The 24,694-nt window shown below is 68.8% G+C and carries 27 protein-coding genes and 5 pseudogenes; 16 read left to right on the top strand and 16 right to left on the bottom strand.

Features of this window, described 5'->3' with window-relative positions; all coding sequences use genetic code 11:
- Positions 1 to 314 (bottom strand): annotated as a pseudogene (locus AADR41_RS21675) (alpha/beta hydrolase); the annotation flags it as partial.
- A gap of 68 nt (positions 315 to 382) precedes the next feature.
- Between AADR41_RS21675 and AADR41_RS21670 the strand changes: the two are divergent.
- Positions 383 to 1,000, top strand: a complete 618-nt coding sequence (locus AADR41_RS21670; protein WP_342283043.1) for a TetR/AcrR family transcriptional regulator — start codon at positions 383 to 385, stop codon at positions 998 to 1,000.
- 99 nt (positions 1,001 to 1,099) lie between these two features.
- Here the strand turns inward: AADR41_RS21670 and AADR41_RS42950 are convergent, their stop codons facing one another.
- Positions 1,100 to 1,429 carry a diguanylate cyclase domain-containing protein gene (locus AADR41_RS42950; protein WP_446751088.1) on the bottom strand — a complete coding sequence of 110 codons (330 nt, stop codon included), beginning with the start codon at positions 1,427 to 1,429 and terminating at the stop codon, positions 1,100 to 1,102.
- On the opposite strand from AADR41_RS42950, the gene AADR41_RS21660 reads away from it, so the two are divergent.
- Positions 1,399 to 1,905 carry an NUDIX hydrolase gene (locus AADR41_RS21660; RefSeq protein ID WP_342283042.1) on the top strand — a complete coding sequence of 169 codons (507 nt, stop codon included), beginning with the start codon at positions 1,399 to 1,401 and terminating at the stop codon, positions 1,903 to 1,905. The two genes, AADR41_RS42950 and AADR41_RS21660, sit on opposite strands and share 31 nt — an antisense overlap.
- A 68-nt stretch (positions 1,906 to 1,973) precedes the next feature.
- Here the strand turns inward: AADR41_RS21660 and AADR41_RS21655 are convergent, their stop codons facing one another.
- Positions 1,974 to 2,231, bottom strand: a complete 258-nt coding sequence (locus AADR41_RS21655) for a hypothetical protein (RefSeq protein ID WP_342283041.1) — start codon at positions 2,229 to 2,231, stop codon at positions 1,974 to 1,976.
- Between the two features lie 419 nt (positions 2,232 to 2,650).
- Here AADR41_RS21655 and AADR41_RS21650 point away from each other — a divergent pair, with 419 nt between their 5' ends.
- On the top strand, positions 2,651 to 3,310 hold the full coding sequence (locus tag AADR41_RS21650) for a DUF6518 family protein (RefSeq protein ID WP_342283040.1): 660 nt from the start codon (positions 2,651 to 2,653) through the stop codon (positions 3,308 to 3,310).
- A gap of 571 nt (positions 3,311 to 3,881) precedes the next feature.
- Here the strand turns inward: AADR41_RS21650 and AADR41_RS42945 are convergent.
- The 6 genes and pseudogenes from AADR41_RS42945 to AADR41_RS21625 form a co-directional block, all read right to left on the bottom strand.
- Entirely contained in the window at positions 3,882 to 4,160 is a 279-nt protein-coding gene (locus AADR41_RS42945; protein WP_446751087.1) for a transposase, read from the bottom strand.
- A gap of 45 nt (positions 4,161 to 4,205) precedes the next feature.
- Positions 4,206 to 4,544 (bottom strand): hypothetical protein, encoded by a 339-nt coding sequence (locus tag AADR41_RS21645; RefSeq protein ID WP_342283039.1) that lies wholly within the window; start codon positions 4,542 to 4,544, stop codon positions 4,206 to 4,208.
- 88 nt (positions 4,545 to 4,632) lie between these two features.
- Entirely contained in the window at positions 4,633 to 4,890 is a 258-nt protein-coding gene (locus AADR41_RS21640; protein WP_342283038.1) for a DUF6221 family protein, read from the bottom strand.
- Between the two features lie 119 nt (positions 4,891 to 5,009).
- Positions 5,010 to 5,410: pseudogene (locus AADR41_RS21635) on the bottom strand (IS5 family transposase); the annotation flags it as partial.
- A 45-nt stretch (positions 5,411 to 5,455) separates the two neighbouring features.
- The gene (locus AADR41_RS21630) at positions 5,456 to 6,352 is read right to left on the bottom strand and encodes an alpha/beta hydrolase (protein ID WP_342283046.1); all 897 of its coding nucleotides are present in this window, start codon (positions 6,350 to 6,352) and stop codon (positions 5,456 to 5,458) included.
- 762 nt (positions 6,353 to 7,114) lie between these two features.
- A complete protein-coding gene (locus AADR41_RS21625; RefSeq protein WP_342283037.1) occupies positions 7,115 to 7,510 on the bottom strand; it encodes a cupin domain-containing protein in 396 nt (131 codons plus the stop codon).
- A gap of 52 nt (positions 7,511 to 7,562) precedes the next feature.
- On the opposite strand from AADR41_RS21625, the gene AADR41_RS21620 reads away from it, so the two are divergent.
- Positions 7,563 to 8,555 (top strand): GlxA family transcriptional regulator, encoded by a 993-nt coding sequence (locus tag AADR41_RS21620; RefSeq protein WP_342283036.1) that lies wholly within the window; start codon positions 7,563 to 7,565, stop codon positions 8,553 to 8,555.
- A 592-nt stretch (positions 8,556 to 9,147) separates the two neighbouring features.
- Here the strand turns inward: AADR41_RS21620 and AADR41_RS21615 are convergent.
- Positions 9,148 to 9,807 (bottom strand): TetR/AcrR family transcriptional regulator, encoded by a 660-nt coding sequence (locus AADR41_RS21615; protein WP_342283035.1) that lies wholly within the window; start codon positions 9,805 to 9,807, stop codon positions 9,148 to 9,150.
- A gap of 72 nt (positions 9,808 to 9,879) precedes the next feature.
- Between AADR41_RS21615 and AADR41_RS21610 the strand changes: the two genes are divergently transcribed.
- The 3 genes from AADR41_RS21610 to AADR41_RS21600 all read left to right on the top strand — a co-directional run bounded on the left by AADR41_RS21610 (position 9,880) and on the right by AADR41_RS21600 (position 12,396).
- Positions 9,880 to 11,358: an MFS transporter gene (locus AADR41_RS21610; RefSeq protein WP_342283034.1), complete on the top strand. Its 1,479-nt coding sequence runs from the start codon at positions 9,880 to 9,882 to the stop codon at positions 11,356 to 11,358.
- A 111-nt stretch (positions 11,359 to 11,469) separates the two neighbouring features.
- Positions 11,470 to 12,054, top strand: a complete 585-nt coding sequence (locus tag AADR41_RS21605; RefSeq protein ID WP_342283033.1) for an NAD(P)H-dependent oxidoreductase — start codon at positions 11,470 to 11,472, stop codon at positions 12,052 to 12,054.
- A gap of 216 nt (positions 12,055 to 12,270) precedes the next feature.
- A complete protein-coding gene (locus AADR41_RS21600) occupies positions 12,271 to 12,396 on the top strand; it encodes a hypothetical protein (RefSeq protein ID WP_342283032.1) in 126 nt (41 codons plus the stop codon).
- A gap of 374 nt (positions 12,397 to 12,770) precedes the next feature.
- On the opposite strand, the gene AADR41_RS21595 is transcribed toward AADR41_RS21600, so the two are convergent.
- Positions 12,771 to 13,766, bottom strand: a complete 996-nt coding sequence (locus tag AADR41_RS21595) for a LacI family DNA-binding transcriptional regulator (protein WP_342283031.1) — start codon at positions 13,764 to 13,766, stop codon at positions 12,771 to 12,773.
- Between the two features lie 40 nt (positions 13,767 to 13,806).
- On the opposite strand from AADR41_RS21595, the gene AADR41_RS21590 reads away from it, so the two are divergent.
- The 3 genes from AADR41_RS21590 to add all read left to right on the top strand — a co-directional run bounded on the left by AADR41_RS21590 (position 13,807) and on the right by add (position 16,753).
- Complete coding sequence (locus AADR41_RS21590; RefSeq protein WP_342283030.1) at positions 13,807 to 14,721, top strand: ribokinase; 915 nt, start codon at positions 13,807 to 13,809, stop codon at positions 14,719 to 14,721.
- A gap of 65 nt (positions 14,722 to 14,786) precedes the next feature.
- A complete protein-coding gene (locus AADR41_RS21585; RefSeq protein WP_342283029.1) occupies positions 14,787 to 15,773 on the top strand; it encodes a nucleoside hydrolase in 987 nt (328 codons plus the stop codon).
- Between the two features lie 17 nt (positions 15,774 to 15,790).
- Positions 15,791 to 16,753: an adenosine deaminase gene (gene add / locus AADR41_RS21580; RefSeq protein ID WP_342283028.1), complete on the top strand. Its 963-nt coding sequence runs from the start codon at positions 15,791 to 15,793 to the stop codon at positions 16,751 to 16,753.
- Positions 16,754 to 16,861: 108 nt separating this feature from the next.
- On the opposite strand, the pseudogene AADR41_RS21575 reads toward add, so the two are convergent.
- Both AADR41_RS21575 and AADR41_RS21570 read right to left on the bottom strand, forming a co-directional pair.
- A pseudogene (locus AADR41_RS21575) lies at positions 16,862 to 17,460 on the bottom strand (transposase family protein); the annotation flags it as partial.
- A gap of 157 nt (positions 17,461 to 17,617) precedes the next feature.
- Positions 17,618 to 18,466 carry an alpha/beta hydrolase gene (locus tag AADR41_RS21570; protein ID WP_342283027.1) on the bottom strand — a complete coding sequence of 283 codons (849 nt, stop codon included), beginning with the start codon at positions 18,464 to 18,466 and terminating at the stop codon, positions 17,618 to 17,620.
- A gap of 428 nt (positions 18,467 to 18,894) precedes the next feature.
- Between AADR41_RS21570 and AADR41_RS21565 the strand changes: the two genes are divergently transcribed.
- Entirely contained in the window at positions 18,895 to 19,413 is a 519-nt protein-coding gene (locus tag AADR41_RS21565; protein ID WP_342283026.1) for a pyridoxamine 5'-phosphate oxidase family protein, read from the top strand.
- A 38-nt stretch (positions 19,414 to 19,451) separates the two neighbouring features.
- Here AADR41_RS21565 and AADR41_RS21560 read toward each other — a convergent pair whose 3' ends face one another.
- Positions 19,452 to 19,712 carry a hypothetical protein gene (locus tag AADR41_RS21560; protein ID WP_342283025.1) on the bottom strand — a complete coding sequence of 87 codons (261 nt, stop codon included), beginning with the start codon at positions 19,710 to 19,712 and terminating at the stop codon, positions 19,452 to 19,454.
- 297 nt (positions 19,713 to 20,009) lie between these two features.
- Here AADR41_RS21560 and AADR41_RS21555 point away from each other — a divergent pair, with 297 nt between their 5' ends.
- Positions 20,010 to 20,438 (top strand): hypothetical protein, encoded by a 429-nt coding sequence (locus tag AADR41_RS21555; protein WP_342283024.1) that lies wholly within the window; start codon positions 20,010 to 20,012, stop codon positions 20,436 to 20,438.
- Positions 20,439 to 20,664: 226 nt separating this feature from the next.
- Positions 20,665 to 20,892, top strand: a pseudogene (locus AADR41_RS42940) (AMP-binding enzyme); the annotation flags it as partial.
- Here the strand turns inward: AADR41_RS42940 and AADR41_RS21545 are convergent.
- Positions 20,863 to 21,306, bottom strand: a complete 444-nt coding sequence (locus AADR41_RS21545) for an MscL family protein (RefSeq protein WP_342283023.1) — start codon at positions 21,304 to 21,306, stop codon at positions 20,863 to 20,865. The pseudogene AADR41_RS42940 and the gene AADR41_RS21545 sit on opposite strands and share 30 nt — an antisense overlap.
- A gap of 466 nt (positions 21,307 to 21,772) precedes the next feature.
- Between AADR41_RS21545 and AADR41_RS21540 the strand changes: the two genes are divergently transcribed.
- Complete coding sequence (locus AADR41_RS21540; RefSeq protein ID WP_342283022.1) at positions 21,773 to 22,276, top strand: N-acetyltransferase; 504 nt, start codon at positions 21,773 to 21,775, stop codon at positions 22,274 to 22,276.
- A 494-nt stretch (positions 22,277 to 22,770) separates the two neighbouring features.
- Positions 22,771 to 23,238: a hypothetical protein gene (locus tag AADR41_RS21535; RefSeq protein WP_342283021.1), complete on the top strand. Its 468-nt coding sequence runs from the start codon at positions 22,771 to 22,773 to the stop codon at positions 23,236 to 23,238.
- 13 nt (positions 23,239 to 23,251) lie between these two features.
- Here AADR41_RS21535 and AADR41_RS21530 read toward each other — a convergent pair whose 3' ends face one another.
- On the bottom strand, positions 23,252 to 24,013 hold the full coding sequence (locus tag AADR41_RS21530) for a transposase family protein (protein ID WP_342283020.1): 762 nt from the start codon (positions 24,011 to 24,013) through the stop codon (positions 23,252 to 23,254).
- A gap of 230 nt (positions 24,014 to 24,243) precedes the next feature.
- Here AADR41_RS21530 and AADR41_RS21525 point away from each other — a divergent pair.
- Positions 24,244 to 24,684 (top strand): annotated as a pseudogene (locus AADR41_RS21525) (transposase); the annotation flags it as partial.
- Between the last annotated feature and the right edge of the window lie 10 nt (positions 24,685 to 24,694).

Here is a 24,694-nt window from a genome sequence, read left to right as displayed (position 1 = left end):
GTCACGAAGGGCAGGGCGGGCGGGTACCGCCGGGCCGTCGGCACGGTCGGAATGCAGACCGACGCCGTCAATGCTGCCGCGACCGCCACCGGGAGGAACGGCACGAGCCGCGCCGGCCAAGTGCGGCGCCGCCCGCGCCACATCGCGAGGACCGCCCCGACTCCGAGGGTCGTCAGCCATGCCGCGAGCCCCGAGCCCGCCCCGTCCGTGAGGGCGATCAGTGCGAGAAAGACGACGATCAGCGTCGCGACGGCGGCCAGGGTCAGCAGTAGGCGTCCGATGAAGCGGACGAGGCGTATGGCGGACGTGGGCACGGCGGACCTCCAGCAGTTTCAGAACGCTGTTTCAAAACGACGTTATCAAAGAAGGTAGGCTGCTGGTCATGGGTAGGCCGAGAACGAACGACGAGGCCGTCAAAGAGCGGCTTGTTGAGTGCGCGACCGAGATGCTCGCCACCCGTCCGCGGGAGTCGCTCACGGTCCGCGCCGTGGCCACTGCTGCCGAGGCGTCGACCACGGCGGTGTATTCCTTGTTCGGCGGTAAGGACGGGCTGATCGGTGCGGCGCGCGACAGAGCCGTCACCGGCCTGTTCCAGGACCTGTCGGCGACGCAGACCTCCGCGGACCCTCTCGCCGACCTCTACGCGCTGGCCGTCGCCTACCGCCGTTGGGGGCGCGGACACAGCCACCTGTACACGGTGCTGTTCGGTGGTGTGCAGTCCTTCGACCCGTCAGGGGAGGTCGGTGCCAGTGACCCGATCCTTCCGCTCCTCGCAGCGATCAATCGCGCGTTGGCGGCGTCCGTCCTGGTCGGCGAAGCAACGTCGATCGCCCTGTCGATCTGGGCCACCCTGCACGGACTGGTGACTCTCGAACTGGCTGGGGCCCTCGACGACGCCACCGCCGAAACCGCATTCCGGTCGGCGATTCACGCCACGTTGCGCGGGTGGACGACCCCGGCGGTGTTCCGCAGCCTTCGCCGAGCCGAACTCGCTCATTGACAGGATCAGGGCCGGTTGTCCGGGCCCTCCCGGTCCCTGCCGGGGCGAGGGTGCGTGGTCGGTGAAGACTGGCATGCCAGGTCCACCAGTTGCGGCCGGTCATCGGTCGGAGATCGATCGAGGCTGTTGAGCTCGGCCGTCACAGCGCCGAAGCCGACCTGGCGGGGGCCCGTTTGGAGAACGAGCCAGGCGCAGGGCCGGCCGGTCGCGGCCGACGGTGGCGCGCGGACCCGCCCACGCGGTGAGCCGGGCGCCGATCGCGGAGAGGACGGTGTCGCCGACCGCGTGTCCCAGGGTGTCGTTCACCGCCTTGAAGTGGTTTCTCCGGCCCAACGAGATCACTGTCAGTGGCGCGAAACTCAGCGGCCTGTCGACGTCGCCCCGACTACGCTGCTGGCATGTCTGACCGGGGAAGCTATCGCCGCACATCCGCTCGTGTTCTGTTGATCGATGAGCTGGACCGCCTGCTCTTGCTGAAGTTCCATGTCGACCCAGAGGCTCCCGAGAGCGGTCACGGATGGTGCACGCCCGGCGGTGGCGTCGAGGACGGGGAGACCCTGGCAGAGGCGGCAGCCCGCGAGCTTCGCGAAGAGACGGGCCTGTCCGTGGAGCCGGCCGCCCTGGGATCAGCAGTCGCGGAGACCTCCGGATACGCAGATGTCGGATGGGCCGAAGGCATCTTCCAGGACGTCTTCTTTCAGCTTCGCGTCACGAGCCACCAGGTTGATGCAACTGGCCAGGAGGCGCATGAGCGCAAGTACCATGCCGGGTATCGCTGGTGGCCCATCGTCGACCTGGCAGCCACTGATGAGACGGTCTATCCCTTCGGCCTGGCCAAGCTGGTGACCGAGCTGGTGGCTGGGCATGTCCCCGCTGATCCGATTCAGCTGCCCTGGCATCACTGAGAGCCGTCCGAAGCGCATACCCCTCGGTCGGGGCGGAGTGTCGGTGGAGACGGGCATGCCGAGGTCGATCAGTTGGGTTGGCCGTCGGCCGGGGGCCCGGCTGGGGCTGTTGAGATCGGCCGGGGCGGCGTCGAGGCCGACCAGCAGGTGCAGGTGCAGGTGCAGGCGTAGGGCTCGGGGCCGGTGTCGTCTCGGGTGGCGGTGACGGTGGCCCGGGTGCCGTTGTGGCGTCCGTGACAGGCACCGATCCAGAGCGGGTCGAACGGCGAGTCGAACAGCGAGTCGGGCAGCGGGTCGGGCAGCGGGTCGGGCGGCGGGGCGGACATGGGGTGCCGGTAAGAACGCTGTCACCAGCCGCAAACGGCGAGGGTCACGTCCGGCGGCGTGCGGCGGGATGAGGCGAGGCAGGAGCCTGGCGGTGCCGGACTGCCGGTGAATCCACTCGGTCGCCCCGCCCTTGGCGGTGATCCTGCCCCTTTTGTCCTGCGGGGGCAGGTCTTCCACGTTGAGGCACAGCACCTCATCGGCCCGCGCTGTCGACTCGTAGAGCATCCTCCACTGCGTCTTCTACCACTATGCGCTGCTCGGCACGTCGACCACAGAGGGCAACTTGTCACTTGGTTCGCCGCTCGTTACCGCATCCCAGGGGGGCCGGGGAAGAGCAGGTCAGGGGAACGCGACGTTGGCACCACGCATCTTTACAACTGCACCAAGAGGTGTGAGCCATGCAGTCTTGGACAGAGAAGTGAGCACCACCATGAGCGCGTCCCCTGTCATCGCCTCAGTGCCCGATACGAGCGGAAGAGCCTGGGCCTACGCAACGGCGTCGGCATTCGCCGGAGGACTCCTTCTCGGCGTCCTGACCAATCTGCTCCAGGGCTGGCTTCCGGGTGCGTGGAATCAGATCGCCAACTCCGGTGGGGTCTGGTCCGTCGCCGCGTTCGTCGCAGGCGCGCTGCTGGCCCGGAAGGTCGGCTTGCCCGCGGCCGCCGTTGCGGGCCTGTTCGCCGAGTCCGGACTCGTCGTCGGCTACTACGGCTATGCGGAGGTCGCGCGCGACGGCATGGGCTCTCTGTTCGCTCCCCTCGTCTGGCTCGGCATGGCGTTCATCGCCGGCCCCCTCTTCGGGGTGGCGGGCTTTTGGTGGCGAGGCAGCAGCCCGCGCCGTCGCGTCATCGGCCTTGCCGCCCTGGCGGGCGTTTTCGGCACGGAAGCCATTCACTACGCCTGGGTTCTGCACTACGCCCCCCAGGCATGGACCTGCCTCGCCGTTCTGGTTCTCGTGCCCCTGCTCATGGGCCGCACCCACAGAGAACGCGGGCTGACCCTCCTGACCGCCATTCCCTTTTCAATACTGGCCTACCTCGTCTTCTACGAACTGGTCCTGACGACACTCCTCGGCTGAGAGTGCATGGGCGACGAGGAGTGGCAGCAGCGCGGGCGCCCGAAGCCGTAGGGGTACGGGACACAGTCGTCGACCGGCATCTCGGGGCTTCACCCCGCGCGGCTGTACGGCCCCGGTGTCACCCACACAGGTGACACCCCTGCAAGATCACCACCATTTGCGGCTGGTGACAGAGTTCTTACCGGCACTCCGACGCCCACGCCGGCGGACCCGGGGATCGGCGACGACTTCGAGGAGGGAACCAGGCGGGCCCGAGAACAGGAGGGGCAGAGCCGCACCGTCGGCGGTGCGCCCCAGTACTCGAACGCCTACAGCGCCCAGGGTCACTCGCGGCCGGGAAGCTGTCCGGCTCTACGCCCGGTCCACGCCCAGCTCGGCAAGCGCTGCCGGCTGCTCCCGTGACGAACCGGTCCCCGGCCCCCCAGACCCACCAATGGGGACCGGGGGCAGCCCCCGCCAACCGGTACAACGCCCCCGACCGACCCACGCCTTCCCGCCGCGCCCCGATCCTGGAGCCCCGCTCCTCAGGCCCCGTCCGGGAGGCAACCCGCCGAGTGTTTTTGCCGACCGTTCAATTCTGGACACGCACGACTATTTGCTCACCCTGGCTGCAAGCACGGCGTCGTGGCAGGCGGGCAGTGCCGTCGACTGCCCAGTTCCGAAGCCGGGTGTAGACGCCCTTCCATGAGCCGTACTCAGCCGGTAGGTGCACCCACTGCGATCCTGTCTGAAATTTCCACGCGATCGCGTCGATCACCTGCCGGTGATCGTGCCACCGCCCACCCCGCTTCGGTGTCCGGTCCGGCAACAACGGCTCTGTCCGCGCCCATTGCGCGTCAGTCAACGGCACAGCCGGGCTACCGATCGTATGACCAGAACGGCACGGCCGCGGGGATCAGCCCATCCCTGAAGGCCGGTCAAGGTCGAGGGCCGGGGCTGGTCCCAGTTCGAACTCACAGATCTCCATTCCGGCGAACGAAGCATGGTCCCGGTCGAACTGAAGCCACACGCGGGGCGCATCGTCGTCGAGATGGATCCAGGCGCTGTCGGCACAGCCAGTCGGAGCCGTTCGAAGGTAAGTGCAGGCCGGACTGCACCCGCACCACCCGTGGAACCGCAGGCCCACTACGACCTGGGCCAGGGCGAACTCTCCCTCAGACACCAGTGCCGCATCGAGGAACGACACCAGCGCGGGATAGACATCCGCAAGCAGCAGCGGTTCAGCCTCGCTCACATGCTCAGACCAGCTGTCCCCAGCGCGGCCCCAGTGTCGTCAGCTCTAGATCCATAAGAAAGGGCCCGGGGCGTGTCTCCTTGAGAGGCTATGGGCGCCATTCCTGGCGATAGGCGGGGTGCTCGGCGTATGACTGGGCAAGGACTCGAATCGCGTATCCCAGGCCGGCCGAGCGGGAGTCCGAGGGATCCATGGCCTTGTAGTCGTGCGCCAGTTGCTCGGTCAGGTCGAGCATTGGGAGATGACTGTCGAGTAGAGCCTCGCCGCCCAGGGTGTCGACCACGTACGCATAGGCGTGGTTGTCGTCCATGATGCGTGCGATGAGGAACTTCACGAGATCGTCCATGTGGCCATCTTCGCGGGCATACTTCGGCGGTCAATCGGCTGTCCAGATGAGGATGGCGGCGAGGTGGAGTGCGGCCCGGTAGGCGATGGCGAGCCTGTCCGTTCGCATGGCCAGGCCGCGCCGCCTCGGGAGCGTCCGAGGGCCTGGTCGTCAGGTTCGGCCCGGTCTGGCGCCCGTTTTTTCTGGCTCCGGCGGCGTGCTGGTGGGCTCGGCAGACGGTCGAGTCCACCGAGACGGTCCAGCCGATGTCGGCATCAGCGTCGGCCGCCCCCAGAACTGCGGCGAGGATGCCTTCCCAGGTGCCGTCCAAAGCCCACCTGATCAGGCGTTTGTGAGCGGTCCGGAACGAGCCGAGCCCGTCCGGCAGGTCCCGCCACGGCGAGCAGGTGCGGTACTTCCACGCGATGGCTTCCAAGGTTCGGCGTTGATCGGCCCACCGCCGACCGCGGACCGGATAGGCCGGCATCAGCGGCTCGATCCGGTTCCACATCGCATCAGTGATCACTAATCGGACGGACACACCCGATCAACTGACCAACCGATCAAGGAGACACGCTCCAGCCCCCTACCCTGCGAGCGTGTCCAGGACGTCCACTACCGGGGTGGGATCCAGAGGGCCGACGTGTGACGCCCCGGGGAAATCGTGCACACGAAAGCGGTTGCCGGGTGTGGACGCGTCGGCTTCCGCGATCATTCTGTCCTGGAGCGCGGTGGCGATCGTACGGTCCCTGCCGAAACGCAGGTAAGTGCGGGGTATGCGTCCCCAGTTGCCGGCCCGGCCGACCGCTCGGCCCGCATAGGCGGCGACGGGCTCGTCGGTCTGCATGCCGGCCAGTATCCGGCGGAAGTCGGCGTCGGGGTAGTCCGCGCAGATCATCTCCTTCAGGAGGGCCAACTCACTGCTGACATTCGTACGGAAGTTCAGCCGCAATACCCCGAGCCGGTCCGGGTCACCCACCGTCAGCTCCACCGGGCTGACGGCGTTCGCGTTCTCGGGTGCCGCCGTGCAGGCGTCCGCCGTGGGCAGGACGCGGCTGGGACAGAAGGCCGCCATGTAGCAGATGTGGTGAAGCAGGTGCGGGACGGCTTCGCCGACACGGCTGACCGACACGCCACCCAGGCTGTGCCCGACCAGCACCACCGGGCCGTTCCGTGCGGCCTGCCGCACGATGTCCGTGACGCGCGCCTCGTAGTCGTCCAGCCCGAGGCCCTTCAGCGGGGAGGGCTCGACCGCCATCGCTGTGAGGTCCTGCCGCTGGTACGACTCCGCCACGAAAGCCTCCGCGCCGTGCCGCGGCTGGTCCACCATGACGACGCGGTGGCCGCGCAGCACCAGTTCCCGCGCAATCGGCATCCAGAACGCGCCGGCGCTGTGGGTACCGTGCACCAGCACGTAAGTTCCGATCCCGCGACGCGGGGCCGCCGCGGCCGGCGAGATTCCGAGCCCGGTGGCCAGCGCCATGCCCCCCGCTGCGAGTCCCAGCCCACGCAGCGCCGTCCGCCGGGTGGCGCCTTTTCGTTCTTCGTTCGTGTCATCCATCATGAACACAACGCTATGAACGGCCCGTTCGGCCCACCAGCGGTCCAGCACCCCCACCGGGGTGGGCCCAGAGCCACCCTGTCGTGCGGCTCGCAGGGTCCGACCCGCGCGCCGTGAGCGACCGGACTGCCCGAACCGCCCGGACTGCCCGAACCGCCCCCGCGCGTTCCCGCCGCAGCCGCAGACATCTGCGAAGACGCCGGATCAAGCACACGATCCCGGAGCCGAGGGACCAGCAGTGCCTGGGCGGAGCGGTCGGGGGCGATCGCGTTGTCCGCGAGGGTACCCAGGAAGTCGTACAGTCCCACCAGGTCGGCGGCCGCGTCGGTGCCGAGCAGGGGAGCGAGCGAGTCGCCGAAGGCCGCCGGGGTGAGCGCCTCGTCGGCGGCCAGGACACCCCCCGCTAGTGCGATGCGCCAGAAATTGTGCGGTCCTCGCTCCCGCCGCGCCGGGCAGGCCCGCAGGTCGAGGTACTCGTGGGGCTGGTCGGCGTCCGGGGCCGGCTGCCACCGCCCATGCCGGTCACCCTGCTCCTGCGTCCCGCCTGCGGGCGTTGTCGACCCACGAGCCGATGTGGCGCGCTTCGTTCGCGGGAGTGCCGTTCCCGCCGGGCAGTCGGTGAACGCAACCGACCCGGTGACAGGCCGACGTCATGGGCAGTGGCGTGTCCGAAGCCGGTCGGGGTCAGATGTTGAGGGCGTGTCCGGTCGTTGCGTCGACGTGGTCCGGGATCTCGTCGTGGCGATCGCCCACGGTCGGTGTCCCGGTGGGCTCGAACATGAGAATTGCGGCGCCGGACGGAGCGTGCGGCTTGTGCTCTGTGCCTCGGGGGACGGTGAAGACCGCCCCCTGCGGAAGCAGGACCGTGCGCTCCCCGTCGGGCTCGCGCAGGGAGATGTGCAGTTCGCCGTCGAGTACGAGGAAGAACTCGTCGGTGTCGTCGTGGACGTGCCAGACGTGTTCGCCCTCGACCTTGGCGATGCGGACGTCATAGTCATTGACGCGCGTGACGATGCGGGGGCTCCACAGGACATCGAAGGAGGCCAGAGCCTTGCTGAGGGGGATGGGTTCGCTGTTCATGGACTCATCCTGGACCGTTTCGCACGGTCGCCGTGAGTGCTAGAAATTGCATATGGCGAAAGAATCCTCGCACGCCGCTCATGCGGCGGGCGTACACCGGGTCGTCGTGATCGTGGACGAGAACTCGAACCCCTTCGAGCTCGGCTGCGCGACCGAGGTCTTCGGTCTGCGCAGACCGGAGATCGGCCGTGATCTCTACGACTTCAGGCTCTGTTCCCCCGAGCCCCGCACCCTGATGCGAGACGGATTCTTCACGCTCACGGGAGTCGCCGGCCTGGAAGCGGCCGACGCGGCGGACACCTTGATCGTCCCCAACCGCCCGGACATCGAAGTGCCCCGGCGTCCCGCGGTGCTCGATGCCATCCGCCGGGCACACTTCCGCGGTGCGCGCCTGGTCGGCTTCTGCAGCGGCGCCTTCACACTGGCCGAGGCCGGAGTCCTCGACGGGCGCCGGGCCACCGCGCACTGGCAGTGGGCGGATTCCTTCCGGGCCCGCTTCCCCTCTGTCCAGCTCGAAACAGACGTGCTGTTCGTGGATGACGGTGACATCCTCACCGCTGCAGGGAGTGCAGCGGCTCTCGATCTCGGGTTGCATGTGGTTCGCCGCGACTACGGCGCGGAGGTCGCCAACTCTGTGAGCCGGCGGCTGGTCTTCGCGGCGCACCGGGACGGTGGGCAGCGGCAGTTCGTGGAGCGTCCCATGCCCGACCTGCCGGACGAGTCTCTGGCGCCAGTCCTGGCCTGGGCTCAGGAACGGTTGGACTCACCGCTCACGGTGCCGGACCTTGCCGCGCGTGCGGCGGTCAGTCCGGCGACTCTGCATCGCCGCTTTCAGGCGCAACTGGGCACGACGCCGCTGGCGTGGCTGACGGGGGAACGGCTTGCTCTGGCGTGCCGGCTGATCGAGCGAGGTGAGTCCCGGTTCGAGATGGTCGCGCGGCGCAGCGGGCTTGGCACCGCTGCCAATCTGCGCATGCTGATGCGCCGCGAGACCGGCATCACACCATCGACGTACAAGCGCCGGTTCGGGCCGGAAGCGAACTGACGGCGGGCGAACTGGCAGCGGGCGAACTGACAGTGGGCGAACTGACGGCGGGCATCCCTTGCGGCGAACCATCTGTGCTTCATCGTCTGCTGTCACCGGGGGCGAAAGACCGGTCGACTCCGGCATCGCATCGGGGGAGGGCTTGAAGCAGCGGCGGACGTTCCTTCAGGTGCAAGGCACGCTTCACCCGCCGTCCGCCCGAAGGACGCACCTGGGGCCGACGGGGCCGCATGACGGACGGCGGACAGCATTCTGTACGCCTGTCGGTGGACGGGGCGGATCGCCACGCGGCCCTGCTCCCGCACCCGGCTGTGCCACCGCCTGCGCTGCCGCCCCGCGGGCAGAGGCAAACGACGCAGCACGGGCGAGCGCGCATTCATCACCCTGATCGGGGGAGTGCGCACCAGTTGGTCAGGGCGCCGATCGTGCTGGTGTGGGGAGGGCCGGACACTCACGTTTCCCACGCCATGTGGGAAGGGCCGAACACCCTTGTTTCCCACGCCGTGTGGGAAGGGCCGAACACCCTTGTTTCCCACGCCATGCGTGAGCTGATCAGCCGGCGCGAGTAGCCGACGGTGTTCCTGCCGCCCGCCTACTCGTCCGCCTGACCGCCGCAGGGACCGTGCTCGTCACGCCACCGCTTGGTGGCGATGCCCGCCATGACCACCGACACGACGTCTTCGGCAAGTTCTGGCGTGATGGGCAGGTGCCCGAAGAGCACGCGGTAGTACGTGGTCGACGCCAGCATGTCCAGCAGAAGATCGATGTCCGCATCGGGCCGGATGTCACCCCGGTCGATGCCGCGACGTAGTGCTTCGGCAGTGGTGGCGCGGCGCGGATGGAAGAAGGTGTCCTTGAACTCCTTTTCCAGTCGGGGGTCGTCGGCGAGGTCCGCGACGAGCCCCGGCAGTGCTCTTCGGCCCACGGTGCTGGTGAACGCCTCGCTGAGGGTGCCGATACCGGCGATGAGGTCGCAGTGCGTGCAGCCGGTGTCGGGGGTCGGCGTAGTGCCGATGGTCCGGGCCAGAGCCGACACGACCAGGTGCTGACGGGAGCGCCAACGGCGACGCAGCGCGGGTTTGCTCGTACCGGCGCGGGCGGCCACCGCCTCCAGCGTGAGGCTGCCGTAGCCGACCTCGTTGAGGATCTCCATCACCGCTTCGGGCACGGCCTCGTCGATTCGGGTGTCCCGCGGCCTGCCGGAGGTTTTGCGGGCACCGGCTCTGCCTCCGTCGCTGCTGGTGTTGACCATGCGGCAAGTATAGGTAGCATTCAATTATGTTCCGTTGTGGAACGGAATGAAATCTCTCCTGGAGTCCACGCCATGTCCCACACTTCCGCCGACGCGACGGACAGCGACCCCGCGCACGCCCCTGACGAAGCCCCACCCTCCGCCCCCGCAGAGAACGGAGCCGGTAAGGAGAGCGTCTTCTCGGGCACGTACCGCGCGCTCACCCTCGGCGTCCTGCTGTCGGTCGGCATGGTCGCGTTCGAGTCCCTCGGGGTGGCGACCGTGCTGCCCGGCATCGCGGAGGACCTCGACGGCCTGGGCGCTTACGGGTGGGGCCTGTCGGCACTGATGCTCGCCAACATCATCGGCACCGTGCTCGCCGGGCGCGCCGCCGACCGCCGGGGCCCCTGGCGCCCGATGGCCCTGGGCATGCTCGTCTTCGCGGCGGGCTGCGTGGTGGCCGGCGCCGCACCCTCCTGGCCGCTCTTCCTTGTCGGCCGCTTCGGACAGGGCCTGGGCGTAGGAGCCATCATGTCCATGGCCTACACCATGATCGGACTTGCCTACCCCGAGCGCCTGCGGGCCCGGATGTACGCCCTGGTGTCCTCGGCCTGGACGATCCCTTCCCTCGTCGGCCCCGCTGTCACAGGCATCCTGGCCGACCTCATCACGTGGCGCTCGGTCTTCCTGCTCATGCTGCCGATTGCCGCGGTGGCCGCGCTGCTCACCCTGCCCGGCCTGCGCCGCCTGCACCGCGCGGAAGCAGCCGCCACCGCCCCGGCCCCGGCCGCTCTGTGGTGGAGGCGTCCGCTGCCCAGCGCGATTCTGCTCACCGTGGGCACCGACGTACTGCTCCAGGCGCTGCTGCTGAAGAACCTCGCCCTGCTGATCGTGCTGGCCGTGGCCGGTGTCGCCATTGCTGTGCCCGCCCTGCGCCGGGTGACCCCGGAAGGCACCCTCAGCGCCCGGGCCGGCCTCGGTGCGGGTGTCGTCGTCCGTGGCCTGCTGTGCGGTGTCTATTTCGGCAGCGAAGCCTTCCTGCCCCTCGGGCTGCAGCAGCTGCGGGGCATGGGCACCACGCTGGCCGGTCTGGGCCTGTCCGCCGGAGCTCTCACCTGGGTTGTCGGCTCAGGCATGCAGGCCAAGCGGGACAACGGGAGTCACGGCACGCGCGCGGCTTCCACCGTGCTGGGCTTCGCCATCCTGCTGGCGGGCGTCGCGCTGATTGCGCTGACGATCCTGACCAGCGCAATCCCCTCCTGGACCGCCCTGGTCGGATGGGCCATCGGCGGCCTCGGCATGGGTATCGGCTTCAACGCCTCCACCACCGACACCCTGGAGCAGGCCCCGCCGGAGCAGCAGGGTGAAGCCAGCGGCGCGCTGCAGCTCGCCCAGACCCTGGCGACCGGCGTGATCGCCGGGCTCGGCGGCGCGGCCATCGCATTCGCCCAGAACCACGGCGGCTCCACCCGCACCGCACTGCTGGGCGTCTTCGTCCTCACCGGCCTGCTCTCCATCGCGGGCATGCTGATCGCCCGCCGGCTGCGCCCCAGGGCGGCACGGCAGGGCTGACCCCCGCAGCGCCGCGTCGGACCACGTCACCGCAGGCCCGACGGGGCGCTGCCGTACATGCGCCAGAGCCCTGGGCCCTGTCGTCGAACTCCCGCTGGAAAAGGGACGACCATGGACGAAGTACGTATGCTCGGCCTGTTCGCCGGCGCGACCACCGACCCCTTCGGGGAACTTCTGCTGCGCGCACTCGCCGGGCCAGGGCCCAGTGGCGTACGCATCGACCTGTGCCAGGTGCCCGAGGATCTGCCCGCGCACGCCGACCCCGGCACCTCTTCCCTCCCGCCGCAGGTGCGGAAGCTGCGGGCGCTGGTGGCGGACGCGCACGCGCTGCTGATCGTGCTGCCCGAAGCCGACGGGCCACTGCCATGGCCTTGGTCCACGGCCCTGAACTGGCTCGGCCGGCCGCCCACGGGCTCTCCGCTGCCGGCCCTGCCGACCGCCGTACTGACCACGGAGGCCGCCGTCACACCACTGCCCTCTCCGTTCACCTCCGCCGAGGAACTGCTCACCGGCGCGCGCTGCAACCTCGTCGGCCCGCGCACCATCGTTCCCTGCGCAGCCAGGACACTGCACCCGCAGCCCGACGGGCGCGTACTGGTCACCGACCCCGGAGTCATGCTGCGGCTGCTGACGCACATCCACCGAACCGCAGCGGCAGCCCGCTCCGCCGCCAGGGACTCCGGGCCACAGCAGTGAACACAACTGTGTCCCGCCACTGTCCGACAGTGGCCGGACGACTCGGGCGGGAACTCCCGTCCGAGTGAAGGAGGCAGTTCAGTCAGTCGGTGTCAGGATCGCGGCCGAGACGGCCGGAGTGTCCGTACGCACGGCCTTGTGTTGGCTCGCGAGGGCCCGTCAGGGCCAGACGGAACCGGCCTGCCGACGTGGAGGGTTCCTGCTGGACGACACGCTGTGGGCCCGGCTCGAAGAGCTGGACGGGAACGTCTCGCGCTGCTCAAGGCGTTCCAGGCCCCGGGTGTGCCGGTCATCGACGATGTCCAGCACATCGCCGCCCCGGAGCTGGCCTACCTGCCGTAACTGGGCCCGCCTCACCGCCCACACCCTCACCCTTACTGCCCTGAACCGCACCGGCCGCCCCCACGTCGACCAAGGAGTCCTCCGCTGGGCCTTCAGCCGTCTCGGATTCGGAAGGCCTTTTGAGTGGTTTCCGTTTTGCGGGCGAGCTCGGGCCGTCCCGGTGCCGGGGCAGCTTGTACGTGCCGCCGTGGATCCGGCACTGCGCGAGTCAGGGGAGGCGGCGGCCGGCCCGAGGCTGTCGCCGGGTTGGTCCGGGAACTCTCTGTGCTCGATTCTCGCGACCGGCTCAGACCCACGCTTGGCAGGACAGGCACAGGAGTTGGCGATCTCCCGGACGGGGCCGGTTTTCTGTCGGGGAAGCAGTGCCCGGCTCCCTATGCGGGTGGGCAGCCGCAGCTTTGGCGCAGGACCAGCGAGGCGTGTGCCGAGGGCTGGGGGGAGGAGCCGTTGAGGAGGAGGGCGACGGCCTGTTGGGCCATGGTGTGCAGGGGTTGTTCGGTGGCGGTGAGGGCAGGGGCGGTGTAGGCGCTGTCAGGGGTGCCGTCGAGGCTGATGACGGCCAGCCGGTCGGGGACGGGCAGCCCAGAGGCTCGGGCTCCGGCGAGGACTCCGATGGCCTGTTCGTCGGTGGCGGTGATGAGCGCGGCGGGCATGGCGTCCTCGCTGATCAGACGCCTGGTCAGGGCGGCTGCCGCGGCGCGGGCGTACTCGCAGCGCAGCAGGGGGGCGTCGGCGTGGGCGGAGGCCGTTTCCCAGACGGCGCGGCGTCGGCCGACGGGGCCTGCGTCGTGGGGTCCGGCAAGGAAGGCGATGCGGGTGTGCCCGTGGCTGCGCAGGTGGGCAACGGCCTTCTGGACGGCGGCTTCGTTGTCGGCGGGCACGGCCGGGACCTGCCCGTCTTCGGGCTGGTTGTGGACATACACGGCCGGAACGCCGGCTCGCTCGGCATGGGTGGCGACGTCGGCGCCGCCGTCGGCGGAGACGATGATGAGCCCGTCGACCTGGGCGGCGAGGAACTTGTCGGCGAGGTGCTTCTGCCGGTCGGGGGAGTAGCCGGCGTTTCCGATCAGGGTGAGTTTTCCGTGCTTGTCCAGCGTCTGCTCGATGTGGTGGGCCAGCGCCCCGAAGTAGGGGTTGGAGGCATCGGCCAGGATCAGGCCGACCACGCCGGTGGTGCGGGAGCGCAGGGCCCGGGCGATGCGGTTGGGACGGTAGTCCAGCTCGGCCGCGGCGGCCAGTACCCGCTCGCGGGTCTCGGCCGCGACCGGTCGGGGTCCGTTGTTCATTACGTAGCTGACCACCGCTGTCGAGGTCCCGGCCGCGCGGGCCACGTCCCTCAGTGTCGGCGCCTTGCCTTCTCGGTTCGTCATAGCCCTTGCATCCTCTCATCTAAACGATTAGACATGAAATATGAACAGACGCTCTGCAGGCCGCGTGATGGCCGTCGGCTCGGTCAACCTCGACCGGATCCTGCGCTGTCCCGCCCTTCCCACCCCGGGCGAGACGGTGCTGGTGACCTCCTTCACGGAGGGATTCGGCGGGAAGGGCGCCAATCAGGCCGTGGCCGCCGCCACGATGGGAGCCGCCACCCACTTGGTGGCCAAGGTCGGCGGCGACGCCAACGGGCTCAAGGCGCTCGCCAACCTGCGCGGCGCCTCGGTCGGCGTCGACACAGTGATCACCGAGACGTCCGCGCCGACTGGCCAGGCGCTGGTCATGGTGGACCCGGACGGCGAGAACAGCATCGCCGTGATCAGCGGCGCCAACGCACTGCTGTCGGCCCAGGACGTCACCGACGCCCTGACGGTGCTCCAACCGCAGGCCGCGGACGTGATCCTCACCAGTGGTGAGGTCCCCCTGCCCTGTCTCCAGGCTGTCGCCGGCAGTCTGCCGCCGGGTACGCGGTGGGTGCACAACGCGGCCCCGGCCGGGATTCTGCCCGCATGGCCCGAGGAGCACCGGCCGCTGCTGGTGGTCAACGAGGTCGAAGCCCGGCAGCTCACCGGAGCCGCTGACGCCCGCGCCGCCGCCCGAACCCTGGCAGAGGAGGCCTCCGGCGCAGTGGTCACTCTGGGCGGTGACGGGGTGCTGGTTGCCGAGGAGGGGCGCTGTGAACACCTTCCTGCCCCCACCGTGACAGTCGTCGACACCACCGGCGCCGGGGACGTCTTCTGCGGCACGCTCGCCGCCGAACTCGCCCACGGCAGCCCCCTCACCCGCGCGGCAGCCGCCGCCGCAACCGCGGGCGCCTTCGCCGTCACCGCGCTCGGCGCCCGGGGCGCCCTGCCCCGCCCGCGTGACCTCGTCCGCATGCAGGCCCGCTGACCGGGCACGGACCCGCACTCTCCTACCCGCCCCACCCGCACGACTCAAACGAACGGAGCACACCCGTGCCTGCCCTTCCCTTGATCATTGACACCGACACCGGATCCGACGACGCGGTCGCTCTTCTGCTCGCCGCCGCCAGCGGACTGGGCGACATCCGGGCGGTGACCACGGTGGCGGGCAACGTGCCCGTGGAGACCGGGACCCGCAACGCGCTGATCTCCCTTGAGACCGCGGGCCGCACCGACATTCCCGTCCACCCCGGCTGCGCCCGTCCGATGACGCGGACCCTTTCCAGCGCCCAGCACGTGCACGGCGAGGACGGCATGGGCGACATCGGACTGCCCGACCCGGCCGCCGTCTGCGAGAGCACTCATGCGGTCGATGCCCTGCTGTCCTACCCTCGCGAGCACCCCGGAGAGCTGACGCTGGTCACGCTCGCCCCGCTCACCAACATCGCCGCCGCCCTGGTGCGTGACCCCGAACTGTTCACCCGCTACCGGCATGTGTACTGCATGGCCGGCGCCGCCGATCTGCGCGGCAACATCTCGCCCAGCGCCGAGTTCAATGTCTGGGCCGATCCCGAGGCCGCCCGGATCGTCACGCAGGCCGCCACCCCGGAGAAGGTCACGTGGATCGGCTGGGACGTCTCACGCAAGGACGCCGTCATGACCGAAGCCGACCAACGGTGCCTGGAACAGGCCGGCACTCCCATGGCGACGTTCGCGCACCGCATCAACCGCACCGTGGCCGACTGGGCCCGCGACGTCACCGGGCTGGCCGGCTACGACCTGCCCGACCCCGTCGCCATGGCCGTGGCGCTCAAGCCCGACCTGATCACCCAACAGGAACAGGCCCACGTCGAGATCTCCGTCACCGACGACACACGCGGACAGATGATCATCGACCGGCGCGTGTCCGCTCCCGCCCCCAACCTCACCCTGGTCCGCCGGGTCGACGAGAGCGGCTTCAAGAAGCTCCTCTTCGACACCGTCACCACACCCGTGCCCGACGGCCTGCCGCTTGCCGACGCAGTTCCTTCCACCCTCTGACCCCCTGGACCGACTTCATGAGCACCCCCACAGCGCGGATCCCGCGCTACGAACTGCACTGCCACCTCGACGGCTCCGTCCGCCCGGACACCGTCGGCGACCTCGCCCGGGAACAGGGCATCGCCCTCGACCGGCCGGTCGAGGATCTGGTTGTGGCCCCGGTCCACTGCGGCAGCCTGACCACCTTCCTGACCTACATCGACCTCCCCCTGCAGGTTTTGCAGACTCCCGACGCCCTCACCCGGACCGCCCGGGAACTGGTCGAGGACTGGAAGGCCGACGGCGTCGTCTACGGCGAGGTTCGCTTCGCCCCGCAACTGCACGGCCGCCACGGCATGACCCCCGACGAAGCCGTCCGAGCGGTGGCCGAAGGACTGGCCCAGGGCCGGGCCACCACCGGCGTGGGCACCGAAATGCTGCTGTGCTGCCTGCGTCACCAGAGCCCGGACGAAAGCCTCGCCGTCGCCGAGACCGCCCTGCGACACCGGAACGTCGTCGCCGGCCTCGACCTCGCCGGCGACGAAACCCTGTACACCGCCCAGCCCCACCGGGCCGCCTTCGACCTCGCCCACAGCGCCGGCCTGCCCTGCACCGTCCACGCCGGAGAAGCCGCGGGCCCGAAGAGCATGTGGGAAGCGATTGACGTCCTCGGCGCCCGCCGCATCGGCCACGGCGTCCGCTGCACATCCGACACAGCACTCCTGAACCGGCTCCGCACCGACAGAATCGCCCTGGAGATGTGCCCCACCAGCAACGTGCAGACAGGTGCCGTCCCCAGCCTCACCAACCACCCCGCCATCCCACTGCTCGCCGATGGACTGCCGGTCACCATCAGCACCGACACCCGAACCACCTCCGCCACCACCCTGCAACGGGAGTTCGAGTCGCTGCGCCAGGCAACCGGATGGACCAGCCGGCACGAAGCCCTCGCCCAGGAAAACGCCGCACAGGCGTCCTTCGGCCCCCGAAACGAGCAGTAGGGGCAGGCACAAACGGCTACGCGACGCGCCCTCTTCCGTCACCTGGGGCCCGTCAGGGGCTCTGTCGCAGTACACACCGGATCTACTGGGCCTTTTCCAACCTCGCTTTGATGCGTGGTGAAGGACGAGGACGGCTTTCACAAGGCCGGTGATGCAGTTCGTGCTGCAGCGGAGCTTCCGCAGGAGCCGTCGGCCCTTCAAGTGGCCATGGCTTGCTCGCCGACGGCACGGATGCGGGCGGCCTTGATGTCGTGCACGGCGCCGGGCAGCGCAGGTGAGGCCTACAGCAGGCGGCCGAACGGGGCGGTGAGGACTTGGACGTTCATGCCATGTCACTTGTGCTTGCCGGAGTGAAAGGGGCGGTCGGCGGCGATTCGGTCGATGGGCGGCAGGGTGCCGTCCAGGATGACGAATGCCTTGGCCGCCCCGCGCCCGACGGCCTGCTGGAGGGTGGGAGCCAGGGCGGCCAGGAGATTCACGGCCTCTTGGACGCAGCGGAAGACCGTGGCTGGGCCGATGCCGAAGGAGGAGGCGAGGCAGGCGTAGATGTCGCCGCAGCGCAGGTGGGCCGGAACGAGCAGGGCCTGACGATGAGAGGGCAGGCGCCGCCGGCGGGTGCCGACCTGACGGCGCCGCCCGGCCCGCTGCCGGGTCAGGGAACGCAGGTGCGAGCTGGACAGGTCGATCGCGGACGGGCAGACAAGCACGACGCAGCTCCTGGTCAAACAGATGATCTTGGTCGTGAGCTCGTCCACCAGGAGCTTCGCCACGTCACGCGACCGGGCGTCGCTCAACTCGCCGCTCCCAGCGCCGAGGGAAGGGGCTCCGTCCCCCGCTGCTGCCGGGCTCCAAGGGCCGGGGCGGTCAATCCTGCCCCGGCCGCCACAACCAACGGAGTGCATCCGGCAGTAGGACGCCTCCGTGGTTGGGGCTGTGCCCGCCGTCGCCCAGGACAAGGCGGAAGTCGTAGCCCGCTTCAGCGAGAGCAGCTGCTACGCGCAGGTTTTCAGCGAGCCAGTTCCGTCCGGGCTCATTCCAGTGCAGGTCGCGGTGGCCGGCTTGCATGAAGATACGCAGCGGCTGGCGGGGAACGCGGGAGATGAGGGCCGGGTACGGATTGCCGTTCGGCATCTGGGCGAAGCTGGACAGGTATCCGATGACGCGGCGGAACTTGTCCGGACGCAGCCATGCCGCGGTGAAGGCGCAGTTGCCGCCGCTGCTCCCGCCGCAGATGCCCCACCGTTCGGGCGCTTGGGCGATGGCGTAGCGCTCGGTGACCTGCGGGATGATCTCGCGGAGAAGGAAGGTGGCGTAGCGGTCGTTGAAGGCGTCGTACTCATTGTTACGGTTCTTGGGGTTCTCCGCGTCCGGGAAGACGCCGGGGTCGACGAACACGCTGATGGTGACGGGGATGTCGCCATGGTGAACGAGGTTGTCCAGGACAGTCGCGCCGCGGACCTGCCCTTCGGGATCCAGGTACCACCATCCGTCCTGGAACACCATCAAGGATGCCGGTTCCGCAGCGTCGTACCGCGCAGGCACATGGACCCAGAACTTCCGGAAGGTTCCCGGGTAGACAGCGCTGCCGCTCCAGTCGAACGCGACCGTCTCACCTGCAGGTACGCCCGGCTGTACAACGGAGTCGGGTCCGTGGACGTAGCGCACGTCCGACTGGTCGATCGGAAGCGGCTGGTACGGCATCTCGAAGACCATGAAGAGCACCGTAAGGCGATCATCACGGGGAATCGCAATGGATTTTCGCCGACGCGCTCCACCTCTGCACCTCAGTGTGAGGTTGGAAGAGGCTCACCGCGACAGGGCCGCTGCGATGAACATCGCGACCTGCGGTGGGAGCTTCCGGCCGCCGGGGCGATGTGTACGCATTTACTGAGGCAGAGCCGGAGGGGCCGGACAGGTATGGCGATTGAACCAGTGACCGAACTCGCGAGCGGGAGCGCGCTTCGGTTGCCGCACGCCCGGGTGGTGGCTTCGTTCGCTTCAAGCGACAGCGATTGTCGATGACTTGCGACGGTATTCGGCGATCGACAGCTGAGGAGATGCCGACGACTTCTGACGGCACCGCCGACGGCTGCGGCTGTCCGAACTCTGGAGAGCCCGGGAGGGACATGGGACACTCGATCATGCCTGTGACCAACCCGTGGCTGGCCGGCCCGTCCCCGAAGAAGCGGCTCGAACCCGAGCGCTTGGAAGAGCGCATACTCAACCTGCTGTCGTCGCAGAACATGTGCGTGATCGCGACGGCCGGACCGGAGGGGCCGCTCGCGACTCCTGTCCGGTACTACCATCTCGACTTCGCGCTGATGTTCTCCGCAGCAGCAGGTTCGCCGAAGATGAGAAACCTCGCCGCGGACCCCCGGGTGTCAGCGGGAGTCTTCGCTCCGCTGGTCGGTCAGGCAAGCAGCCGAGGCGCTCAGCTCTTCGGACAGGCTCGCGTGCTATCCGAAGAAGACCCCGATTTCGAGCACTATTGGCCGGCTTTCCGCTGGCAGTCCGACCATGTGGAGCGGTCGCGTTCCCTCGACGAACCCCCGCTGGGGCCGCTCGTCGTGATCGAGGCCGAGCGGATCGTTTATACCGAACACTGGCTGCGGCGCGAGGGGTTCGCGCCGCGTCAGTTCTGGACCAGATCGGGCAGGTAGCCGCGCACCCCTGGCCGGCCACCGGGGCGGTCAGCCGGTCAGGAAGGGGGCGGCGGCCTCTTCGCCGGACCGCGCCCAGGCAAGGGCCGCGTATCCAGATCCGCGCGCAGGATCTCGTCGATCACCGGCTTGTACGGGTCGAGTGTGGTGGACCGGGGCGGCAGCTTCCTGCGAGGCTGTGGCCAGGACGAGTTCAGCACCGTCCGCCATGTGACGCCGTGCTTGCGCCCAAGCTCCCGCATCGACATGCCGCCGCGATGGCCACGACGGATCGCCGCGTACGGCTCGACCTTCGACATCTGGGGAATGACCAGCACCTTTCGCCAGGAGCATCCCGATGCTGTCCCGGCAAGAGCCCTCGTGCCTCCCGTACTCATCCACATCACCCGACCCCCGCAACCCAGCCGGCCCGCACCACCCGGACACGCCGACGACTCCGCCGCCCCACTCCTGAAGCCGCGGCGGGACCGGGAGCCGCAGATCTCGCCGGTGCCCGCCCTTGGCGGTGCGGCCCGCCGTTCGTAAGCTGATCCACGGGTGATCGCGGCAGTCCGGGACCTCGGACGACGCCGCGCGCCACGGAACTGGGGGCAGACATGCGGAAGAGGCGCCCCCTCGGGGCGATCAGCTACTTCCTGATGGGCGGCGCGTGCCTGCTGCTCGCCGTCATAATGGCGGCGGGCGTGAGCCGTGTGGTCCACGTGATCCCGGTCGTCATCCTCGGCGTGCCGGGTGCGGTGCTGACGTTCCGCTCACCGGTGTTCGGCGTCCGCTACGGGCCGGACGGACTGCGATACTCCGGGCTGCTCAACGCACGCTCCCACGCGTGGGCGGACATCCGGGAGGTTCGGGTGGCCGTCCTGGCGAGCACGGTCTACTCGTCCGACGTCCCGGAGCTGGTGCTGGTCTCCGGCGGGACGGACCAGCTGCACATGCTGTCGGGCCACAGTTTTGGCCGAGCCCGGAACAAGCGGGTTGTGCGGCTGGTGGCCGAACTGGAGGCGGCGCGCGCGGCCGCGTCCTGACGGCGATGGAGTCCCGCCGCACCGGGAGCTTCCGGTGCGACGTGCCGCCAGCCCGTCAAGTCGACTGTTCGTGCTGGTGGTGGACCTGCTTCTGGAGATAGTCCCAGGCGGGGTGTGGTGACAGCGGACGCATGCCGGCCCGACACCGGTCGCCTTTGCCGCCTCGCGACGCCGCCGAGTACCTGGTCGACGACGCCGTACGGCACGCCCGCGCGAAGTCGAGGAGGCCCTCGCCACACACCCGGCCGTCGCCGCCGACGCTGTCTACGGCACACCCGACCCGTACTGGGGCGAAGCCGTCACCGCCACCGTGGTCCTGCGCCCCGGACAGCGGGCCACCCCAGCCGAACTGACGGACCACGTCCGTGCCCGCAAGGGCGCACTCCGGGATCTGGACAGGCGATCCTCCGGAACGGTCGTTTCATCAGGGTCGTGGTGTTCCGGTCGCGGGTGACTGCTCGGTTCCGCAGTACCGGCATTTCTTAGCAGCGGCCGGCAGGTCCTCGGACAGGCAGGCCGGACAAGTCTTGACCGGTCCCGGCTCTTCGAAGGCGGCCACGCCGCGTCGTGCCGAATAGTGCTTGTACGGCACGACGATGAGGAAGTAGACGACGGCCATGAAGATGATGAAGTAGATGACTGCCGAGATGAAGGAACCAATATCGAGGTATGTTGCCTTGTTCCCGGCTTGGCCGAGCTGCCACCCCAATCCGACTGAATGGCCACCCTGGGCACGCGCGATGAGGGGATTGACCACAGCGTCGGTGAACGCTTTGATCAGGGTACTGAAGGCCAATGCGACGATGAGGCCCACGGCTACGACGACGACATCGCCGCGCATCAGGAAGTTCTTGAATCCGTTGAGCATTTCCGGCTCCTTGTAACTGGACCCGCGGTCGGGCCGGGCAGCACGCTACATTCTTCGGTGCGCGCTGAGCCTTACGGCGCGTACGCGGAAAGCACTCTTCCTTCGGCTGCCGAACCCCACCGGTGACCAGTAGACCGACTGGGTGAATTGTCGTATCCGAGAAGCGAACAGTTCGCGGAATTCCGGAGGCGGCCACTTGATATCGAACTCGGGTGAAAACATCCGTGCGGGCCTGGCGAGCGGCCGGCAGACACCCTCCTGAGCGCTCTTCCCGAGCGGGTGCGCCAGGGGCCTGGGCGAGGTTTGAGTTGAGAAGCCGTTGCCATACCGATCATGGAGTCTGTCGATCGAACGGGAGTCTCGAATCAGGTGATCGTGGGCCCTGCCCGGCATGAGAGCAGGGCCTGGCGGTATACGGGGAAAATCCAGGGGAGCGGACGGCCGCGCGCTGCTACGGTCGGGCGCCATGAGCTGGCTTCCCGATGACTTCGTCCACCCCGTCCTGGTACCGCTGCCGGGCGGTGGCCATCACCTGCGGCCGATCCGGGAGGCGGACACCCCGCTCGACTATCCGGCTGTGATGGGTTCGCGCGAGCGGCTGTGGACCATCTTCGGCCCGGCCTGGGGCTGGCCCGCGGCCACCATGACCTACGAGGCCGACCAGGCCGACCTGTTGCGGCACGAGAAGGAGATCGCCGCACACCAGTCCTTCAACTACGCGCTGTTCGACGCGGCGGAGACAGCTCTGCTCGGCTGTGTCTACATCGACCCACCGGAGAGGGCCGGCGCGGACGGCGAGATCTCCTGGTGGGTGGTCGACGAGCTGGTGGGCAGCAAGGTCGAGCAGGCCTTCGACGCGCTGGTGCCGCAGTGGATCGCCGCCGACTGGCCGTTCGAGCAGCCGCGCTTCCTCGGCCGCGAGATCTCCTGGTCGGACTGGCTCGCCCTGCCGGAGCATCCCGACACGTGAGTGGTTGTTGCCCGTACCGATCTCGAAGGCTGTCGATCGAACGGGAGTCTCGATCGGGTGACTGCGGCGGTTTCCGCGCGTGAAAGCAGGGCCTCCAGGTAGCTCGGGGGTGCGATCCCATTCCGAGTGGTTCCCGGAGGCCCTGTTGTCCTTGAGCCCTTTCCAACCTCATGCTGGTGCGTGAGGTTGGACGAGAGCTGCCTGGACAATCGTGAAGATGCGGCGCAGCCCCGGTCGGCTGCCCGCATTTTCGCTCTTCGCCCGCGCCCCTTGGCCAGGCGGTGGCGCCACCAGCCACCCAGCGCCCGTTCCAGATTTCTGGGACGGGCGCCGCAGGCAGGTGCATGGCCCCTTCCCTGACACGCCTTGAGATAATGCTTCCTGCACGCACGTGCCGATTAGGGGTGGGTTCGTTGGTCTGGTGGGCGGAAAGGTTCCTGTGGGACGGGGAGCGTCCTGAGTGGACATGGGTCCCATTGAAGTCGGTGGGGCCCATGCGGTTTGGTCAGAGCAAGGACGAAGTCTCAGCTGCTCTGGGCGAGCCGATCACGGGATGGGGCGAGATGTACGCGCGGTGGTATCCCTTCGACGGGGTTGGCATCGACACCTACTACGACCAGCAGACCGGGGCCCTGGCGGCAGTAGCTGTCGACGCCTGCCGGGGCCCACAAGTCATCCTTGATGGCACTCCTTTGGTTGGCCGGCTGCCCTCGGAACTCGAACCTTGGATAGAGGAGACCGCGTCAACACTTGAGGATCCGACTCTGCCCGAGTACGTCGATGGCCTGCGCTTCGGGCCCCGCGGGGAGCCGTATCTCCTCAGTCTGGGGTTGGTCCTGCGCTGCCAGCAGAACGGTGATCACGCTCGCTGTCGCCCAGTGTTCCTTGCGCCTCAGTGGGCCATGCGAGGCCAGGAATGGATCGATGACTTGATCCCCGACAGGGAGTGGCTGACGTATTGAGCGATGTCCGACCTCACGTTGATACGTGGAGAAGGACGAGGACAGCCTTCACCACGTCGGTGATTCGGGTGGTGGAGCATCGGAGCTTGCGCAGGAGCCGCCAGGACTTGAGGGTGGCCATGGCCTGTTCGACGAGTGCGCGAATCTTCGCGTGGGACCGGTTCACCGCTTGCTGACCGGCGGAAAGAGCGTGCCAGCGCCCCCAGTACGGGGTGCGGACCGTGCCGCCGGTGCCGCGGTAGCCCTTGTCGGCCCAGCAGGTAGCGCCGACTCGGGTGAGAGCGTCGATGATGCCGTGCTCACGGGCCGCGCGGACATCGTGGACAGCCCCGGGCAGGGCCGGTGAGGCCCACAGTAGTCTTCCGAACGGATCGGCGAGAATCTGCACGTTCATATCGTGTTTCTGGTGCTTGCCCGAGTAGAAGGGGCGGTCCGCGGCGATGCGGTCGATCGGCAGGAGAGTGCCGTCCAGCAGCACGAACGCTTTCGTCGACGCGGTGCGGGCGGCTTCGGCCAGTGTGGGGGCGAGGTCGGCCAGGAGGTCAACTGCCTCGGCAACGTAGCGGTGGGCGGTCGTGGTTCCGACCGCGAAGCCGGCGGCGAGCTGGGCGTAGGTGTGTCCTACGCGGAGGTGAGCGAGCGCGAGGAGGGCTTGGCGGCCGGCGCTCAGCCGCCGCCACCGGGACCCGATCGCGCGGCGGTGCCCTCGCAATTGGTGTGCGAGGAAGCGCAGGGTGGAGCTGGACACGTCGATGCCGGACGGGTAGACAAGCATGCGAAGCCTCTGGTTGAGACGATTCTCCTGGTCGAAAACCCATCTACCAGGGGCTTCACCCTGTTGTCAGCTCAACTGCACGATGACCACACCAGGTTGGGAAGAGCTCCTTGTCGTACGTGCCAGGGCACGTTGACTTCAACTCGCCCGCCGTGTCGTGCGATTGCCTCGCGCATGTGTACGGCAACGCGGCCGACCATCCGGACCGGGTGCGCCGCTGTCCGTCGGACATGACGGACGCGGAGTGGGTGGCCGTCCGGCCGTTGCTGCCGGTGCCGGCCTGGTGCCAGGGGCGGGGTGGACGGCCCGAGGGCTACTGCCACCGGCAGCTGTTGGACGCGATCCGCTACCTGGTCGCGGGCGGGATCTCGTGGCGGGCGGTGCCCCCGGACTTCCCCGCATGGGCCCGGATCTACGCCTTCTTCTGCCGCAGGCGCGAGCACGGGCCGATCGCCGAGTTCCACGACCGGATGCGCGGGACGGTCCGTGAGCGCGAGGGCCGCGAGACCGAGCCCACGGCGGGGATCATCGACGCGCAGTCGGTGAAGGCCGTGGCCCCGGTGCCTGCCGCCTCACGCGGCTACGACGGCGGGAAGAAGGTGCCGGGCCGCAAGCGGCACATCGTGACCGACACCCCTGGCCTGCTCCTGGCCGTCGCGGTCACGGCTGCGTTGGTGTCGT

This window comes from Streptomyces sp. CLV115 (assembly GCF_038448545.1).
Taxonomy (GTDB): domain Bacteria; phylum Actinomycetota; class Actinomycetes; order Streptomycetales; family Streptomycetaceae; genus Streptomyces; species Streptomyces sanglieri.
The sequence above is the reverse complement of the archived record's forward strand: the minus strand, read 5'-3'. Positions and strand labels throughout refer to the sequence as shown.

What these genes read in the sequence shown, in the direction of transcription:
- AADR41_RS21670 (WP_342283043.1), top strand. Translation starts at nt 383, where the DNA reads ATGGGTAGGCCGAGAACGAACGACGAGGCCGTCAAAGAGCGGCTTGTT.
- AADR41_RS21660 (WP_342283042.1), top strand. Translation starts at nt 1,399, where the DNA reads ATGTCTGACCGGGGAAGCTATCGCCGCACATCCGCTCGTGTTCTGTTG.
- AADR41_RS42950 (WP_446751088.1), bottom strand. Translation starts at nt 1,429, where the DNA reads ATGTGCGGCGATAGCTTCCCCGGTCAGACATGCCAGCAGCGTAGTCGG.
- AADR41_RS21655 (WP_342283041.1), bottom strand. Translation starts at nt 2,231, where the DNA reads ATGTCCGCCCCGCCGCCCGACCCGCTGCCCGACCCGCTGCCCGACTCG.
- AADR41_RS21640 (WP_342283038.1), bottom strand. Translation starts at nt 4,890, where the DNA reads ATGGACGATCTCGTGAAGTTCCTCATCGCACGCATCATGGACGACAAC.
- AADR41_RS21630 (WP_342283046.1), bottom strand. Translation starts at nt 6,352, where the DNA reads ATGGCGCTGGCCACCGGGCTCGGAATCTCGCCGGCCGCGGCGGCCCCG.
- AADR41_RS21625 (WP_342283037.1), bottom strand. Translation starts at nt 7,510, where the DNA reads ATGAACAGCGAACCCATCCCCCTCAGCAAGGCTCTGGCCTCCTTCGAT.
- AADR41_RS21620 (WP_342283036.1), top strand. Translation starts at nt 7,563, where the DNA reads ATGGCGAAAGAATCCTCGCACGCCGCTCATGCGGCGGGCGTACACCGG.
- AADR41_RS21615 (WP_342283035.1), bottom strand. Translation starts at nt 9,807, where the DNA reads ATGGTCAACACCAGCAGCGACGGAGGCAGAGCCGGTGCCCGCAAAACC.
- AADR41_RS21610 (WP_342283034.1), top strand. Translation starts at nt 9,880, where the DNA reads ATGTCCCACACTTCCGCCGACGCGACGGACAGCGACCCCGCGCACGCC.
- AADR41_RS21605 (WP_342283033.1), top strand. Translation starts at nt 11,470, where the DNA reads ATGGACGAAGTACGTATGCTCGGCCTGTTCGCCGGCGCGACCACCGAC.
- AADR41_RS21595 (WP_342283031.1), bottom strand. Translation starts at nt 13,766, where the DNA reads ATGACGAACCGAGAAGGCAAGGCGCCGACACTGAGGGACGTGGCCCGC.
- AADR41_RS21590 (WP_342283030.1), top strand. Translation starts at nt 13,807, where the DNA reads ATGAACAGACGCTCTGCAGGCCGCGTGATGGCCGTCGGCTCGGTCAAC.
- add (WP_342283028.1), top strand. Translation starts at nt 15,791, where the DNA reads ATGAGCACCCCCACAGCGCGGATCCCGCGCTACGAACTGCACTGCCAC.
- AADR41_RS21570 (WP_342283027.1), bottom strand. Translation starts at nt 18,466, where the DNA reads ATGGTCTTCGAGATGCCGTACCAGCCGCTTCCGATCGACCAGTCGGAC.
- AADR41_RS21565 (WP_342283026.1), top strand. Translation starts at nt 18,895, where the DNA reads ATGCCTGTGACCAACCCGTGGCTGGCCGGCCCGTCCCCGAAGAAGCGG.
- AADR41_RS21560 (WP_342283025.1), bottom strand. Translation starts at nt 19,712, where the DNA reads ATGTCGAAGGTCGAGCCGTACGCGGCGATCCGTCGTGGCCATCGCGGC.
- AADR41_RS21555 (WP_342283024.1), top strand. Translation starts at nt 20,010, where the DNA reads ATGCGGAAGAGGCGCCCCCTCGGGGCGATCAGCTACTTCCTGATGGGC.
- AADR41_RS21545 (WP_342283023.1), bottom strand. Translation starts at nt 21,306, where the DNA reads ATGCTCAACGGATTCAAGAACTTCCTGATGCGCGGCGATGTCGTCGTC.
- AADR41_RS21540 (WP_342283022.1), top strand. Translation starts at nt 21,773, where the DNA reads ATGAGCTGGCTTCCCGATGACTTCGTCCACCCCGTCCTGGTACCGCTG.
- AADR41_RS21535 (WP_342283021.1), top strand. Translation starts at nt 22,771, where the DNA reads ATGCGGTTTGGTCAGAGCAAGGACGAAGTCTCAGCTGCTCTGGGCGAG.
- AADR41_RS21530 (WP_342283020.1), bottom strand. Translation starts at nt 24,013, where the DNA reads ATGCTTGTCTACCCGTCCGGCATCGACGTGTCCAGCTCCACCCTGCGC.